Here is a 15,002-nt window from a genome sequence, read left to right as displayed (position 1 = left end):
TTCTCGGTGTTGAAGCCCTTGTTCAGGTCTCGACATGAACGGCGAGCTTCGCCTTGATAAAAACCATTTTAGGATCCGCAGAGATCTATCCGAATAAATTAGAGGTACCTTAAGTTATGCCGCTGTTGGTCAGGGAGCATAAACAGGTCGTTGGTACCATCGACCAATTTAAAGGCGAAGACTGTTTATAGAATTTTTTTCGCATTAAAAACGAGCACTGAAGTACAGATAAGCATAAAGAATGCCCGATTGTCTGGCGAAAATGAGCAGATTAGCTCAATACGGCGTTTTAGTCCGACAGCTCCTTGACACGCTTTATCGCATTACAGTATTTTTTGTTGACGTGTGATGTGGTTAACACCCCTCTATATCACCAGGCAAGGATCGCCAACAGTCTCTTCTAATTATGATAAAGGCCACACAATGTTTCGCTTTTCTCTGATCAACCTCTGTTTGTTAATCCTGTTTAGTCAGTCTGTCCAGGCCCGCGAATACAAGCTTGTCCTGCTGACCGAAAATTACCCTCCGTTCAATATGAGCATCGAGGATAAGAACTTCAGCCGTGAAAGTGGCATTGATGGTATTGCCACCGATATCGTGCGTGAACTGATGTCACGAAGTGCAATCAAGTATTCCATGACCCTGCGTTTCCCCTGGAAGCGTATCTACGGTTTGACGCTGAAAAACCATAACTACGGATTGTTCTCTACGACTCGTACAGAAGCTCGTGAAGAGCTGTTTCAGTGGGTTGGCCCCATTGTAAGCAATGACTGGGTTGCCTTTGTTCAGGCCGGCAGCAAGGTCAAGATCAACAGCCTTCAAGATCTTGCTAAATATCGTGTCGGTGGCTACAAAGGGGACGCGATTGCTGAACACCTGAAAGCCAACGGTATTCCAGTGATAGAGGCTCACAAAGATAATGCCAACCCCAAGAAGCTGGCAGAAGGTAAAATTGATGTGTGGGTGTCTGGTGATATTACCGGGCGTTATATCGCAGACCTGGAAGGCTTTTCGGGTTTGCGTACCGCTTATCGCTTGAAGTCTACAGAGATGTACCTGGCACTGAACCTGGATGTGCCGCCTGAAATTGTTAACAAGCTTCAGTCGACCCTGGACCAGATGCGAGCCGATGGGACCATGGATGAACTGACCAGTCGCTATCAATAGTTAACGACGGTTGGATAACAAGGGCGCAGCCGAGAGGTTGCGCCCTTGTTGTTTATTACTCCTTTGGTTTTACTCCTGGCTGTTTCCGCAGGAGTAGGGTTTCGCGGCTATTTTCTGGTAGCCCGCAGCATCCAGGAGGTCTTCTCATGGATTCGCATACGATCTGACACAAGGGCCGCCGTCGATTCGTCGTCTGCGTCCTGGGCCAGTTTGAGTGCTGCACGTGAGGTCTTTACCACCTGCTCGTGCCCCCTGGTTAACAGGTCCACCATCTGCTCGGCGCTTGGTACGCCTTCGACCTCGTCGATGGAGCTAAGTCTGGCAAACTCTTTATAGGTGCCTGGTGCAGCGACATCGAGGGTGCGTATACGCTCGGCAATATCGTCCACCGCTACGGCCAGCTCGGTGTAATGCTCTTCGAACATCAGGTGAAGCTCACGAAATTGCGGGCCGGTGACGTTCCAGTGAAAGTTATGGGTTTGCAAGTAGAGGGTGTAAGAGTCCGCTAACAGGCGTTTCAAGCCTTCGGCGATATTAATGCGATCTTGTTGGCTGATACCAATATCGATGTCGGTCACGAGGTGCTCCTTTAACTTGTCAGTGATTGCCATCCGCCTGGTACTGAACACCAGGCGGATGGTTGTCGGAACAGAGTGTAGCGGCAGGCCTTAAAGAAAAGCCTGCCAGTTGATGTTGTGGTTATTGATCGTCTAGCGTTAAACCCAGTGCCTTGGCAATGCCGGCGCCATAGGCCGGGTCTGCTTTCAGGCAATGGGAAATATGGCGCCGCTGTATCTCTTCTGAAGCCCCGCCCAGGGAGGCTGCGGTATTGCTAAACAGGGCGGCTTGCTGCTTCTTGCTCATAAGGCGAAACAGCTCTCCCGGCTGCGAAAAGTAATCTTCATCTTCACGATGATCCCAGTGTGCTGCCGCTCCCGATAACTGCAGAGGAGGTTCGGAGTAGTCCGGCTGATCTTGCCATTCCCCCTGGCTGTTGGGTTCGTAGCCAATGGTGCTGCCAAAGTTGCCATCGACACGCATGGCGCCATCGCGATGATAGTTGTGTACCGGGCAACGCGGGGCGTTTACCGGAATCTGTTGGTGATTGACACCCAGGCGATAGCGTTGCGCATCACCGTAAGAAAACAGGCGACCCTGAAGCATTTTGTCCGGAGAAAATCCGATCCCGGGTACCACACTGGCCGGGTTAAAGGCGGATTGCTCGACCTCGGCGAAGAAGTTCTCCGGATTGCGGTTGAGCTCCATTACGCCCACTTCGATCAGTGGATAGTCCTTGTGCGGCCATACCTTGGTCAGATCGAAAGGGTTGTAGGGGGATTGTTCGGCTTGCTCCTCGGTCATGACCTGGATTTTCAGGGTCCAGGAGGGTTTATCACCCTCTTCGATCGCGTTATACAGGTCGGCCTGGTGGCTTTCCCGATCCTTGCCAATCACCACCTCGGCTTCCTGATCCGTGAGGTTTTTAATGCCCTGGTTGGATTTGAAATGGAACTTGACCCAGACTCGCTCATTGTCGGCGTTGATCATGCTGAAAGTGTGGCTGCCAAAACCGTGCATATGGCGGTAGGTGGCCGGCAGGCCTCGGTCGCTCATGACGATCGTTACCTGGTGCAGGGCTTCGGGTAATGAGGTCCAGAAGTCCCAGTTGTTCTGCGCGCTGCGCATATTCGTACGGGGATCTCGTTTCACGGCATGGTTGAGGTCGGGAAACTTCAGCGGGTCACGCAGGAAGAACACCGGGGTATTGTTTCCAACCAGATCCCAGTTACCCTCTTCGGTATAGAACTTAACAGCAAAACCGCGAATATCGCGCTCGGCATCTGCCGCTCCGCGCTCGCCGGCTACCGTGGTGAAGCGAGCGAATAATTCGGTTTGTTTACCGACTTCGGAGAAAATCCTGGCTCGGGTATAGCGGGTAATATCCTGGGTCACGGTGAAGGTGCCGTAGGCCCCGGAACCCTTGGCGTGCATGCGTCGTTCGGGAATTACTTCACGGTCGAAATGAGCCAGCTTTTCCAGAAACCAGACATCTTGTAACAGTTGCGGGCCGCGTGGGCCGGCTGTCATGACATTCTGGTTGTGAGCAACCGGGCAACCGGCGTTGGTAGTGAGCTTCTTTTTCATGATGACATCCTCGGATGCGATAGATTGACCCTGTAAAGCTTAGGTGTGTCTGATCGATTAATACATTAGCTTGTTTTGATGGATTCGATAGTAAATAGCTATCGAGCTGGGTGAGAAGCAAGAGCATGTTTCCTCTCTGTCTCTCGATCGGAGGAAAAGTTCACGAGGGTCGTTCAACTATCCAGCAAAATGCCTGTGAAGCGTCAAATTACTCAGGTAGTGTCTGCGAGCGCAGGAATTGCCTGGATTCAAGCGTTTTGGGTTGCGAGGAGATCATAATTAACTGTCGTACGAAACGTTCTATGCGCGGGTCATAGATATGGTTATGGTCTGGGATGAGTTGTGCGTCAACCCGGATATTAAGGTAAGGGTTTCGTCCGGCGGAGTCATGGGTACGTTCGAGGGTTGAACCATTGAATGGGATCTTGCTGCCCGGATGGTCGTTTTCCCAGCTATCGCTTGCCTGCACGAAGAGGGCGAGCTCTTCCTGTAATGATGAGTAGTTGCTGCCATCGTTAGCCCCAATAGCGGGGGTGGCGCTCAAATAATGGGTCTTGTAGTCGTCAAAATGACCCACGGTGGTGATATTGGCTTTACCCTGATCGATACTTTGCTCTTGTTGGGTGACCGGGTTGTAGCGAGTTGCTGTGCGTTCTTTCTCGAACAGGGTGGAGAACCAGCGGCCCATTGGGAAAGCGATTCTGGTAGCGTTATCGGCTTCTGATGTGAGTATGGCGAGCACGGGTAGTTGGCTATCGAAGTAGCTTTTCCGTTCCAGCGACATATCGCTCAGGTTGCTGAATCGGACAGCTTCGAAAGCCGGGTTGATCAGCACCACCAAATCGGCAAATCCCTGGGTGTCACTCACCAGTTCAGTGGGGCCTTTCGTTTGCACGAATCCATTTTCCAGTAATTCACTAAGGGCTGAATAGATAACGGCACCGCCGAAGCTATGTCCTATGATAACCAGGCGAGTGCTGCTGTCCGGTGCAATCGAGTGTTTGGTTTTCTGCACGATTTCGAGCCGGCTTAGCACTTCGGTTACGCCGCCGTAGCCGACTTTATGGGCGGTATTTTTCCGGTCCCAGAAAGACAGTTCTTTCATGACTGGCAGACTAACGGAACCTCCGCGCCAGCCCAGATAAATTCCGACAATCGTTCTTGGCTGTTTTTTGGTGTTAGCACTGATCCCGGATTCGATGGCGCTAAGCTTTTTCAGGGTGCTGCGAAAGTCGATGATGTTTTGATCGCCGGCTTTGGCGTTGTGTTTCCAGCCGTGAGCAAAGACTACCATCAATAGTTCGCGCTCAGAGCTTTCTTTCTGGATTCCAGCAATGACACGGTTGAGCTGCTGCCTGTCCCAGAGTTGCCCCTGATCGTCAAACTCGATGAAGGTTAACAGATAATCGCTGTTTTCTCCGGGTGGGCTCTGGTAATGCTGTAGAGCATTGCTCTGACAGTCCTCTATCGGATTTCCTGAAGAGCAGGGCGCATAGTCATAGCGGTATTGCTTGTGGGGGATACAAGCGCTTAATAACAGCGCAGATACCCCTGCGATAAATACAGTAAAAAGACCTTTGAGTAATGGATGTGGTGAGCAGCGCATAAGGAACCCAATCAGGAATAACGAATGTAATTTTTTTATCGTAGCAAACAGAACAAGATGATAGATAAATGTGTGTTCTTCATCTTTGTTGGCGTGCTATTACCGAGACCAAACCGTCTTACGCACCTCTGATTAATTCAGATGAACTCTGGCTTTCAGGCGGATTCAGAATCGTGACACGCCTTTGCAGTAAGGTCGAGATCTTTCAAAAAGGCGTAACAAAGAGGCTGGATTCGCCCGAAAGCCCTGTAGGGCGGTCCTGAAATTGGTTTTTCTCGGTGTTGAAGCCCTTGTTCAGGTCTCGACATGAACAAGGGCTTCGCCTTGATAAAAATCATTTTTAGGATCCGCAGAGATCTATCTGAATTAATCAGAGGTTCCTTAGTATAGAACCTTCGGATCTAATAAGCAGATCTGCTTTGAATACGATAAAATTACTTCAGACTGGTGACATGACAAGAGGCGGTTGGTTTACAGGAACTAGCAGTTTCATTTCGGTAGAAAGAATGACGTGTAATGTGCCATCGGTAACTTCATAAGGAACCCTGAATTCATTGGGGCCTGTATAAACGCTAGGGTGAAATCCGTAAGGCACACGGGTGGAGCCATCGAACTCCGATAAGCCGGACAGTATGACTTCAATAATGTTCGCAAGCGTGCTATCGAGCTCTTTCAGGTGCAGACTGATCTCAATGGGGTCATCATCCAGAGTAAGTTCCCGGCTGAATTGAGTATTCTCCAGCGTATGAAAAAGCGGGTAGATCGTCCCTGTAGTGATGCCATTAAGCGTATTGAAGTTTTCTTGCCACTGTTCATCGCGCAACAGTTCGTTGTTGTGGCGAATGCTCATATGAATATCAAGTTCGGACTCGATATCGAACAGGCCATCGAGGTGATTGTTTATTTCCAGTTTGATTGGGTAAAGAATAAATCGGTAGCGAGGCATAAGGTCGATAACGGCATTATCCCAGGCGGTTTGGCCGTTGACATCCAGGCTCTGGACAAGAATGATCTTACGAAGACCGCTTGGGGCATAAGCATGTTGCAACTCTAATCGATTAGCATCCGAACCGGTTTTGGCAAGCAGGCGCTCTTTGAGGAGATCGATGGTTTGAGGTTGCGCGTTCTCTGCTTCATCTCCCCACCAGATTTTTATCAGTCGATGGCTCGGATCAACCATCAGTGTTGCTGTGGCTACCAGGCTATCAGAGGTCACCGAAAATGAGGTGAGTTTTCTGGCTTTTTGTGAATCGGGAAGCGGTTTGATGATCTGGTTTTGGGGTGCTTTATTGGTGTCAGATTTCGAATAAGTATCCATAATAGGCCCTGTAAATAGCTGGTGTGCGCCAAACCTTGGCGGTTAGTGAAACTGTTGGGAAGATCCTTGCGAGCCTTGATCGCGGTAACCTAGTTGGGGCACTCAAAATCCAGTGGCGCGCGCATGGTGCAGCTTCCAATCGTTGATACACCCTCCCAACGGTGCCCGCTGGCCATGCATTGAGCCGCCAAATCGATACAGGTATTGTTAAGCGCTATATCTCTCAAAGACTTTGCATTACAGGTGGCGCGTATGCAGCGGCCGCAGGAATCGCGCGCATCACAGGTCCAGGTAAGCTCCACCGCTAATGGGTCTGAAGGGGTCAGGGCGACTGGCGCAGAAGGGTGATAAACTTTGCTGTTGCAGCCTGTTGCAATCACAAAAGAGCACAGCAGCACGAAGAGGTAATATTGGCTTCCTTTCATAGCAGATTCATTCCGTGTGAATCGAGGGGTGATCGGGAGGGTTGGTGTGCTGATTAAGTCCACGATGTGTCGAAAGTGTAATATAAAAATTCGCAGGGCTATGTAGTTTTGTTTGAGATAAAGGGGGACTTTTTACGCTGAAACCATCTATAGGGATTGATTGTGTAGTGCGCTGTTTTTCTCTTTACTTATTGTCGAATAAGCGATTGTTGTTGGTGCAATGAGTGAGCAATAGAAAAGGGTGAAGACCATGGCCAGTATTAATCATCAGGTAGGTATCAGTGCCACGCCAGAACAAATCTACCCATTTTTGACGACCAATAGCGGCTTGTCGAAGTGGTGGACTACGGATGTAAAAGGAGCAGGGGAGGTGGGTTCACTTATTGAATTTCGCTTCAATGGAGGAGGGCCTGATTTTGAGGTTTTGCAGCTCATTCCTAATAAACGGGTGGTCTGGAAACATTCGGGTATGATGCCGGAAGCCTGGATGGGCACTGAAGTTTGTTTTGATCTGAGGGTTGAAGGCAACCAGACATTTGTTCGGTTTACGCACTCTCATTGGCAGGAAATCACCGATTTTATGGCCCATTGCAGTACGAAATGGGCTGTTTTTTTGTTGAGTTTGAAAGCTGCGCTCGAAGGCGGAAAAGGAAAGCCCTTTCCGAACGATATTCCTATAGATCACTCTTAAGGCACCTCTGATTAATTCAGATGAACTCTGCGGATCCTAAAATGGTTTTTATCAAGGCGAAGCTCGCCGTTTATGTCGAGACCTGAACAAGGGCTTCAACACCGAAAAAAACCATTTTAGGACTGCCCTACGGGGCTCATCTGAATTAATCAGAGGTGCCTTAACTTTATGGTGGTTGGCAGGTGAGCAGTGAGTAGACAACGCTCGATGAATGAATAATCAAGATCATTGGCCGATTTTAGGAACTAAGAATGGAAAACAACAAGGAAGCATTAGGGGTTGCAGAGGAGTATCTCACTGAAATGCTTAAGGCGGATCGAGACGAAGACTATGAGGGATTTGTCTGTCGATTTGAAAAATCGGACCTGGAAGATTTTGGCAAGGATGATTTTCTTAAAGATACTGCATTGATGCGTGATGAGTTGGGACCCTATCAGCGTCGGGATTTTTTAGGTGCATTAAACGGCTTTAAGGATGACGACCGACCAGGCTGCTTACGGTTTGTTTGGCGAGCCTACTATGAGAAAAACGAAGCTCTGATTGTTGTCGGTATTCATCAGAAAAACGGTATCTGGTATGTCAATGAAAGCACGGTTTCCAAATAGTATTTGAAGATAAGAAGCCATGGTTCTATTTTCAAAGCTGACAAAAAAGCCCTTTAAATAGTCGGTGTTTAAAGGGCTTTCAACGGGTTATCGAATGAGGGCTAGCAGCCCGCAATACATTTGCCGTCGCCATCGAAGGACAGGGTTTTGTCGCTCAGTGGCACATGCACTGGCGTGTTGGTGGCAGCGATAAATTCTGCGGTACGGGTACCCTCGATTACTTTGCCATCCTTGGTGGCCTCCTCGTTAGCATGGGAAGGAATGACGGCCATTGGCTTGATCAGGTCATTAATGACATAGGCCGCCTGAGAGGGTCCGGTCGTGTAGGTGTCGCCGATATTCATTACCACCAGTTCGGCGCCGTAATGTCCTCGCACGACGGTATCCTGTTCGGCGGTAATACCGGTATCACCGGAAAGGTAGGTCACCAGGCCGTTGCTGAAGGTGAGGACGTAACCGGTAGGAGGGCCAACGTAGGCCTTGATACCGGCCATCTTCATCGACTCACCCAGACTGCCACCGATGTATTCGTGCCCGACCCCGTTGCTGTGCACGGCAGGAACCGTTGTGATGTGGACACCCCCGACACTTTTGTTGGCGCCGAAACGAACCAGTAGGGAGTTTTTCGGATCCCCTCCCGCTTCTTTAATCTTGGCTGCGAAGAACGCAGGCATTTCGCTGCCGGTTACCATTTTGGCGTTTTTCGCGACGGCAATCTTGACGCTGTTGGACAGAGGCAGGGCATTTACGGACAGGTCGGGTTTGGCGCAGGTTCCGGCCCCGGCGCCAGAGGTGTGTTTGCTACCCAGGTGATCCCCATGCATATGACTCACCAGCACAATATCGATATTGCCCAGGCGTGGGTCATCAGCGCCCGCTACGGTCATTCCGGCGTCATAGAGGATGCGAGTTCCGTTGGGATCTTCGAAAACCATCGCTCGGTCGAGTCGGCAGAACTCACCGGGTTGACCGCCCAAGGGCGTGACTTTAACGCTATCACTGGCGCTGGCGTAAGACCCCACAGCTGCGAGCGGTAGCAGGACGCTGGTTAACAGGGTTGAGCGAATGATGGATCGAATGGATGTCTGCATGGTGTGTCCCTTTTGCTAGGTATTGTTCATTGTTTTGCAATTCTTGAATGATCAGTCAAATAATAGGCGTAACCCGTGCCTCGAGAAACCCGTTTTTTACAGGCTAGGTGTGATGGAGGGTCTTGGGTATTAGATTTTATCGATGGTGGTGATAGTAAAACTCTATGGCGCTATCCATCTATACGATGTTTTTTTAACGATCACATAGATGGATATCAGCCGCACGGGTCATTCGAATCAATGCGGTAAGGTGTTTATCGCAAAAATGCAGAGGAATGCGGAGAGGCGGGTGTAAGAAGGCTGAGAAGGGGGGCTGAAAGTAGCGTGAAAACAGGCCGTTTGTTTTCGGTTGGCTATAGATCATCGGCCCGCAAGTGGCCGATGATCTGTAAAACACTTCAGTAAGAAGCCCGAAGATAAGGTGAGCTAGAACCACTCATCCTGCATTTCAAAGGCTTCGGGGGCGAATGATTGCAAACGCTCGGCCAGCGGCTGGATCTCGGGTAGCTCCCAATTCACATAGTAGCGAGCTGCCTGTAGTTTGCCCTGGTAGAAGTTGTGGTCAGGGGAATCCTGTTGGCATTGTTCCAGGCCTCGAGAAGCTGCCATTGCCTGTTTGATCCACATCCAGGCGACCACGACACGGCCAAACATATCCAGGTAGAGGGTCGCGTTAGCCAGTGCCAGGTCGGTTTCCTTGGCCAGCCGGCTCAATAAGGTCATGGTGGTTTGATCGAGCAGTTTCAGGGCGTCACCAAGTTTGTTGCCTAACGCTTCCAGTTGGGGAAGCTCGGCTGCTGTTTGCAGGTCTTCACGCAGAGTCTTGGAAAAAAGTTGATAGCCCGTCATATTGCCCATGGGGATCTTGCGCCCCAGCAGGTCCAGGCCATGAATCGCTTCGGTGCCCTCGTGAATAGGGTTCAGGCGGTTATCGCGGTAGTACTGTTCCACGGGATACTCGCGAATATACCCGGCGCCACCTAACACCTGAATTGCCATCTCGTTGGCTTTCAGGCCGTAACGGGAAGGGAAGGATTTTACCACCGGTGTCAGCAGGTCGAGCAATGTGAAAGCCTGCTTGCGTTCTGCTTCATCGGGAGCGGTATTGCTGTCCTCAAACAATGAACTGGCGAACAAGCAGAGCGCCATCGAGCCTTCGCAATAGGCTTTTTGAGCCAGCAACATGCGGCGTACATCAGCGTGCTGAACGATATTGATCTGCTTGGATTCCGGATCGCGATTGGATGGCAGTCGGCCCTGGGGGCGTTGGCGGGCGTAATCCAGCGAATAGTTATAGCCTTGATAACCCAGGATAGAAGCACCCAGGCCAACCCCAATACGGGCTTCGTTCATCATCTGGAACATATAGGCCAGGCCTTTGTGAGGCTCACCCACCAACCAGGCTTTGGCGCCCTCTTGCTCACCAAAGTTGAGCACGGTGGAGGTCGTATTACGATAGCCCATTTTATGCAGCAGACCCGCCAGAGCCACATCGTTACGTTCGCCCAATGAACCGTCTTCATTGACCAGAACCTTGGGACAAATAAACAGCGAAATGCCCTTGGCTCCGGCGGGAGCCCCTTCGATCTTGGCCAATACCATGTGCACGATATTCTCGGTCAGTGACTGGTCTCCTCCGGAGATATACATCTTTTGGCCGAACAGTCGGTAGCTACCATCCTCCTGCGGTCGTGCGGTGGTAATAATATCCGCCAGTGCCGATCCCTGTCCCGGTTCGGTCAATGCCATGGTGCCGGCAAAACGGCCATCCTGCATGGGGGGAAGATACAGGGCTTTTTGTTCGTCACTGCCAAAGGTGTGAATCAAATTGGCAGCTCCGATGGTGAGGAAAGGGTATCCGGTCGATGCCACGTTGGCGGCGGTGATATAGGACATGGCGCTGCGCAGAATAATCTCGGGCATCTGCAGGCCACCCTCTTCGAAATCGTAATGGGCGGCCAGAAAGCCTGCCTCGGCAAAGGCATCCCAGGCGGCTTTGGTTTCGGGAATCAGGTGCACATTTTCGCCATCGAACGTGGGTTCGTTAGCGTCGCCTTTGGTGTTGTGATTGGCGAAGAATTTCTGTGCGATGGTTTTGGCCGTATCAAGGGTCGCGTTAAAGACTTCGCGAGAGTGTTCCTGATAGCGCTCTCGGTTAAGCAGTTGTTCGGTATCGAGCAGCTCGTAGAGCATAAATTCGATGTCGCGATCATTGAGTAACTGGTCAGTCATGGCGGTCTCCGCAGCAGCCGTTATTAGGTCTTGGGGTCGGGCATTCGGGTTCGCGATGACTATAGCATGGCGACATGGCGCTGCATCGGCAGCGCCATTTATGTCGATTTATCACACTGGTGAATGAAGGGCTTAAGGTGTCTTTAGAACAAAGCGTTCTTCGGCGATGCGCAAAGCGACGTCACCAGGCGGCTTTTGTTCATTACTAGAACGTTCGAAAATAGCGCTCAGGTTGTCGGCGATTCTTTCCACATGGGCTCGGGATTTGGCCGCATCGTAACCGCTGCGTTCGTAATGAATATCGATAATACCGCCGGCGTTGAGCACGAAATCCGGAGCGTAGAGAATGCCGCGTTCCTGCAGGCGAGCATCAAAGGTTTCGTCCCACAACTGATTGTTCGCAGCGCCGGCAATAATGCGTGCCTTTAGCATCGGTAGTGTATCGGCGTTGATCACGGCACCCATGGCGCAGGGGGCAAAAAGGTCGACGGGCAACGAAAAAATATCGCTGCCTTTGACGATGGTTGCATTGAATTCTTCTGCTGCCCGTTGCTCCTGTTCGGCATACAGGTCGCAGACCCAGAGCTCGGCACCGGCTTCGTGCAGATGACGTGCGAGACGGTAGCCCACATTTCCCAAGCCCTGAATGGCAACCTTGAGTCCGCTCAGGGAGTCGCTGCCCAGTTGTTGCTTAACCGCGGCCTTGAGTCCGACAAAGACGCCGTAGGCCGTAGCCGGGGAAGGGTCACCCTGGGCGGGTTTACCGTCGATGCCCTGACGGTCGGCGATCCCACTGACATGTTTGGTTTCCAGTGCCATGGTGCGCAGGTCGGGAACGCTGGTGCCAGAATCTTCTGCGGCAATATAGCGGCCCCCGACCTGGTCGATAAAGCGTCCCATGGCCCTCAGCAGGTGTTCGGTCTTGTGTTGACGAGGGTCTCCAATGATGACCGATTTGCCGCCGCCTAAAGGCAGTTCGGCAACGGCGGATTTGTAGGTCATACCGCGAGACAGGCGCAGAACATCGCGCAGGGCTTGCTCATCGTTGGCGTAGGGATACATACGGCAGCCGCCCAATGCGGGGCCCAGGTTGGTATTATGAATGGCGATGATTGCCTTGAGCCCGGTTTCGGGGTCAAAGCAGAAATGGACGTTCTCGTGTTGGTCGAAATCGGGGTGGCTAAATACGGACATGCGAATCTCCTGTTTCTCAGGGCGACGGTCTGCACGTGGTGGCAGTATAAATAATAGGCCGTCGGGTGGAATGCGTGGCAATTGATTGATGCAGCAACGATTCGAGCTTGATAACAAACCGGAATACGAATGCCTGCAAGCAGGCTAATACTCGATGCAGAGGGACTATAAGACCCGGAATGCCGGAGCGGGGCCGGTATCTGATTGCCTGGCTAGTGATAACGCAGGAGAGAGGCGTGCGGTTGAGCTAGAGTTAGCTAAGACCCGAGTGATATGGGTAGTAGTGCAATGGATAGTCGTCATATTAGGTTCCTCGCTGTCTCGCGGGTAGCGAGCAGTCGATGATACTTGTGTTTGTTAACACTGTTCTTATTGGAGGCCCCTTGTGAGGGCTGTTCTGGGTTGCCGGATAGACAAACCGGTTACCAGTGTAATCAATCTCTGCCGGTAGCTGTCAAGCTTGGTAGGTGTTTCTGTTGACCGAGGTTATGGGTGTGCTGTTGACTTCGTGATACTATCGCGCCCGCTCGAGTGGTACGGATACCTCTATGGGGCGCGGTTTCTGCTATAGAACCGCCGTTAAATGGCACGACCAGTGTTTTTCTCTACAATCGCTTTCAGCTTCGGCGATACCTGCAGAGTTGGGCACCAGGGTAGCGGCCTTTCATGCAATCACCCAATGGCGATTGCCACCTTTACTTTTCCGTACCAGTGGGGCGGGTTATCAAGGCTTTATTATGAGAATGACGGTTTACGACACGCCCATCTTGTCGCAAGTGGGCTATGGCCTGGCCTGGATTATTTTGAAATTGGCCGGGTGGAAGCTGGAAGGCCGGCCACCGGAAGAATCCAAATACGTTTTGATCGCCGTCCCCCATACGACCAACTGGGATTTCCCCATCACCATGTCGATGGCGGTGATCTTCCGCTTCAAGATCTTCTGGATGGGCAAGCAGTCCCTGTTTCGTGGCCCGATGGGACCATTGATGCGTTGGATGGGAGGTATTGCTATCAATCGCAGCCGTTCCAACAATATGGTTGAGCAGGTGATCGAAACCTTTAACAAGAATGATGAGCTGGTGGTGACGATCCCACCGGAAGGAACCCGCTCCAAGGTCGATAAATGGAAGACCGGTTTTTATCATATCGCCCACGGAGCCGGGGTTCCCATTGCCCTGGGTTTTGTCGACTACACGACGAAAACCGGTGGCTTTGGCCCTACTTTCTATCCAACTGGCGACATCGATGCTGATATCATCGAGATCAAACGTATTTACGCCGATATGAAAGAGAAGCGTCGCCAACAACACCAGAGTTGAGCCATCTCGCCCTGCAAGTCAATAAATCTCCTGATGGTCGGGTCACCCTTCCGAGGTGGCCTGAGCCGAGAGCTCGTTAATGCGGAGTGAACGGCAAAGGTCTCAATTGAGAGCTCAACCTGTTTTGTGACAGTGTGTCATGTAGCTCATCCGCCAGTTGACGTGTCATAACAAGCACCTTATTCCAGCGCGCAATTCGTTCGTCGTTACTCAGCTTCATAAAGTCGTTACGGTCAGGAATTTTGCCCCCGGGCAGGCTGGCGATGAAATCGGGACTCGGTGTTATCAGCAAGACATTACGGTAGTTTGACTCGCTGGGCTGGCGCCATTTGAGAGCCTTGTCGAACCAGCCCGGGGCGACCCGAGGGGAGAAGTGCGGATAAAGCACAATGCCCGGTTCTTGCAGAAACGGAATGTCGAAATGATAGTCGGTGATGCCGCCATCGCGGTAAATACCCTCGGGGGCCTGTTCTATATTGTCGACACCTGACATCACCAGCGGAATCGATGCCGTCGCCATCAGTGCCTGAACCAGGTTGCGACCTGTCAGTGGATGAATACCGTGAGGAAGATCCTGTAGCTGTTTGAAGGGCGTATTGCCGGGGTCGGTACTGAACAGCGCCCGTTCAAAACTCAAACCCAGACTGCGACGGCTGGCCAGATTGCCCAGGGCCGCCAACACCACGCCGGTGGTTAGCACGCCCTGGCGCTCGGATGCACACAGGCCTCTGGCACGAACCGCCATGATGTTGAGTAAAAAGCGAGGGTTTTTCACGGCATGGCCTGCGCCGCCTGGGCCTAGCAATTGTTCCAGTAGGGCGTAGCTGACCTGGCTGACCTCAGCCGGCGTCGGCTTGGTCTCATAGCGTTGATTAACATAGGCTTGCTCGAAGCGCTCGAATGCTTGCAAGGGGTCTTGAGTCGCGTAACAGGCAAAGCGCCAGCTGCCGATGGAAGAGCCCAGCAATTGCACGGGCTGTTCGCTGGCCGGGAAGAACTGGGACAGCAGGTAACGGTCGATCTCCCGTAGCATCAGCCATTTGGGGCCACCGGATGCGCCGACCATGGCTTTCACATGCTGGGCTTGCAAGCCGTACTGGTTGATACGGTTGCGGGCGTCATCGCCGGCATAGAAATGAAGGGCAGACATCTATAAAAGCCTCGGGAGATCAATCAACAGGAATGAACCCTATTTTACCAGTTGGCAGA

At 51.6% G+C, this 15,002-nt stretch carries 13 protein-coding genes; 4 read left to right on the top strand and 9 right to left on the bottom strand.

The genetic code is table 11. The features are described from left to right. Positions 1 to 423: 423 nt before the first annotated feature. Positions 424 to 1,167, top strand: coding sequence for a substrate-binding periplasmic protein (locus MIB40_RS14895; RefSeq protein WP_249695871.1), 744 nt, complete (start codon positions 424 to 426; stop codon positions 1,165 to 1,167). A gap of 107 nt (positions 1,168 to 1,274) precedes the next feature. Here the strand turns inward: MIB40_RS14895 and MIB40_RS14890 are convergent, their stop codons facing one another. The 5 genes from MIB40_RS14890 to MIB40_RS14870 form a co-directional block, all read right to left on the bottom strand. Next, on the bottom strand, positions 1,275 to 1,745 hold the full coding sequence (locus MIB40_RS14890) for a Dps family protein (RefSeq protein WP_406566760.1): 471 nt from the start codon (positions 1,743 to 1,745) through the stop codon (positions 1,275 to 1,277). A 121-nt stretch (positions 1,746 to 1,866) separates the two neighbouring features. After that, positions 1,867 to 3,312 (bottom strand): catalase, encoded by a 1,446-nt coding sequence (locus tag MIB40_RS14885; RefSeq protein WP_249695868.1) that lies wholly within the window; start codon positions 3,310 to 3,312, stop codon positions 1,867 to 1,869. 208 nt (positions 3,313 to 3,520) lie between these two features. Next, a complete protein-coding gene (locus tag MIB40_RS14880) occupies positions 3,521 to 4,918 on the bottom strand; it encodes a hypothetical protein (RefSeq protein ID WP_249695866.1) in 1,398 nt (465 codons plus the stop codon). Between the two features lie 439 nt (positions 4,919 to 5,357). Continuing rightward, on the bottom strand, positions 5,358 to 6,236 hold the full coding sequence (locus tag MIB40_RS14875; RefSeq protein WP_249695864.1) for a hypothetical protein: 879 nt from the start codon (positions 6,234 to 6,236) through the stop codon (positions 5,358 to 5,360). An 89-nt stretch (positions 6,237 to 6,325) separates the two neighbouring features. Then, positions 6,326 to 6,661, bottom strand: coding sequence for a hypothetical protein (locus MIB40_RS14870; protein WP_249695862.1), 336 nt, complete (start codon positions 6,659 to 6,661; stop codon positions 6,326 to 6,328). A 250-nt stretch (positions 6,662 to 6,911) separates the two neighbouring features. Here MIB40_RS14870 and MIB40_RS14865 point away from each other — a divergent pair, with 250 nt between their 5' ends. Further along, a complete protein-coding gene (locus MIB40_RS14865; protein WP_249695860.1) occupies positions 6,912 to 7,352 on the top strand; it encodes an SRPBCC family protein in 441 nt (146 codons plus the stop codon). Between the two features lie 251 nt (positions 7,353 to 7,603). Next, positions 7,604 to 7,957, top strand: a complete 354-nt coding sequence (locus MIB40_RS14860; protein WP_249695858.1) for a hypothetical protein — start codon at positions 7,604 to 7,606, stop codon at positions 7,955 to 7,957. Between the two features lie 101 nt (positions 7,958 to 8,058). Here the strand turns inward: MIB40_RS14860 and MIB40_RS14855 are convergent, their stop codons facing one another. From MIB40_RS14855 to MIB40_RS14845, 3 genes are all read right to left on the bottom strand, one after another. Beyond that, positions 8,059 to 9,048 carry an MBL fold metallo-hydrolase gene (locus MIB40_RS14855; RefSeq protein WP_249695856.1) on the bottom strand — a complete coding sequence of 330 codons (990 nt, stop codon included), beginning with the start codon at positions 9,046 to 9,048 and terminating at the stop codon, positions 8,059 to 8,061. 426 nt (positions 9,049 to 9,474) lie between these two features. Further along, positions 9,475 to 11,280, bottom strand: coding sequence for an acyl-CoA dehydrogenase (locus tag MIB40_RS14850; protein WP_249695854.1), 1,806 nt, complete (start codon positions 11,278 to 11,280; stop codon positions 9,475 to 9,477). 132 nt (positions 11,281 to 11,412) lie between these two features. Continuing rightward, positions 11,413 to 12,474 (bottom strand): Glu/Leu/Phe/Val family dehydrogenase, encoded by a 1,062-nt coding sequence (locus tag MIB40_RS14845; RefSeq protein ID WP_249695852.1) that lies wholly within the window; start codon positions 12,472 to 12,474, stop codon positions 11,413 to 11,415. A 548-nt stretch (positions 12,475 to 13,022) separates the two neighbouring features. Here MIB40_RS14845 and MIB40_RS14840 point away from each other — a divergent pair. Further along, on the top strand, positions 13,023 to 13,793 hold the full coding sequence (locus MIB40_RS14840) for a lysophospholipid acyltransferase family protein (protein WP_249695849.1): 771 nt from the start codon (positions 13,023 to 13,025) through the stop codon (positions 13,791 to 13,793). Positions 13,794 to 13,869: 76 nt separating this feature from the next. Here the strand turns inward: MIB40_RS14840 and MIB40_RS14835 are convergent, their stop codons facing one another. Then, positions 13,870 to 14,943, bottom strand: a complete 1,074-nt coding sequence (locus tag MIB40_RS14835) for a patatin-like phospholipase family protein (RefSeq protein WP_249695847.1) — start codon at positions 14,941 to 14,943, stop codon at positions 13,870 to 13,872. Positions 14,944 to 15,002: the final 59 nt, after the last annotated feature.

This window comes from Aestuariirhabdus haliotis (genome assembly GCF_023509475.1).
Lineage (GTDB): Bacteria > Pseudomonadota > Gammaproteobacteria > Pseudomonadales > Aestuariirhabdaceae > Aestuariirhabdus > Aestuariirhabdus haliotis.
Note: the sequence above shows the minus strand (reverse complement) of the source record. Positions and strands in the feature narration are given on the sequence as shown.

Coding starts and splice junctions, on each gene's coding strand:
- MIB40_RS14895 (WP_249695871.1), top strand. CDS start 424: ATGTTTCGCTTTTCTCTGATCAACCTCTGTTTGTTAATCCTGTTTAGT.
- MIB40_RS14885 (WP_249695868.1), bottom strand. CDS start 3,312: ATGAAAAAGAAGCTCACTACCAACGCCGGTTGCCCGGTTGCTCACAAC.
- MIB40_RS14880 (WP_249695866.1), bottom strand. CDS start 4,918: ATGCGCTGCTCACCACATCCATTACTCAAAGGTCTTTTTACTGTATTT.
- MIB40_RS14875 (WP_249695864.1), bottom strand. CDS start 6,236: ATGGATACTTATTCGAAATCTGACACCAATAAAGCACCCCAAAACCAG.
- MIB40_RS14870 (WP_249695862.1), bottom strand. CDS start 6,661: ATGAAAGGAAGCCAATATTACCTCTTCGTGCTGCTGTGCTCTTTTGTG.
- MIB40_RS14865 (WP_249695860.1), top strand. CDS start 6,912: ATGGCCAGTATTAATCATCAGGTAGGTATCAGTGCCACGCCAGAACAA.
- MIB40_RS14860 (WP_249695858.1), top strand. CDS start 7,604: ATGGAAAACAACAAGGAAGCATTAGGGGTTGCAGAGGAGTATCTCACT.
- MIB40_RS14855 (WP_249695856.1), bottom strand. CDS start 9,048: ATGCAGACATCCATTCGATCCATCATTCGCTCAACCCTGTTAACCAGC.
- MIB40_RS14850 (WP_249695854.1), bottom strand. CDS start 11,280: ATGACTGACCAGTTACTCAATGATCGCGACATCGAATTTATGCTCTAC.
- MIB40_RS14845 (WP_249695852.1), bottom strand. CDS start 12,474: ATGTCCGTATTTAGCCACCCCGATTTCGACCAACACGAGAACGTCCAT.
- MIB40_RS14840 (WP_249695849.1), top strand. CDS start 13,023: ATGGGGCGCGGTTTCTGCTATAGAACCGCCGTTAAATGGCACGACCAG.
- MIB40_RS14835 (WP_249695847.1), bottom strand. CDS start 14,943: ATGTCTGCCCTTCATTTCTATGCCGGCGATGACGCCCGCAACCGTATC.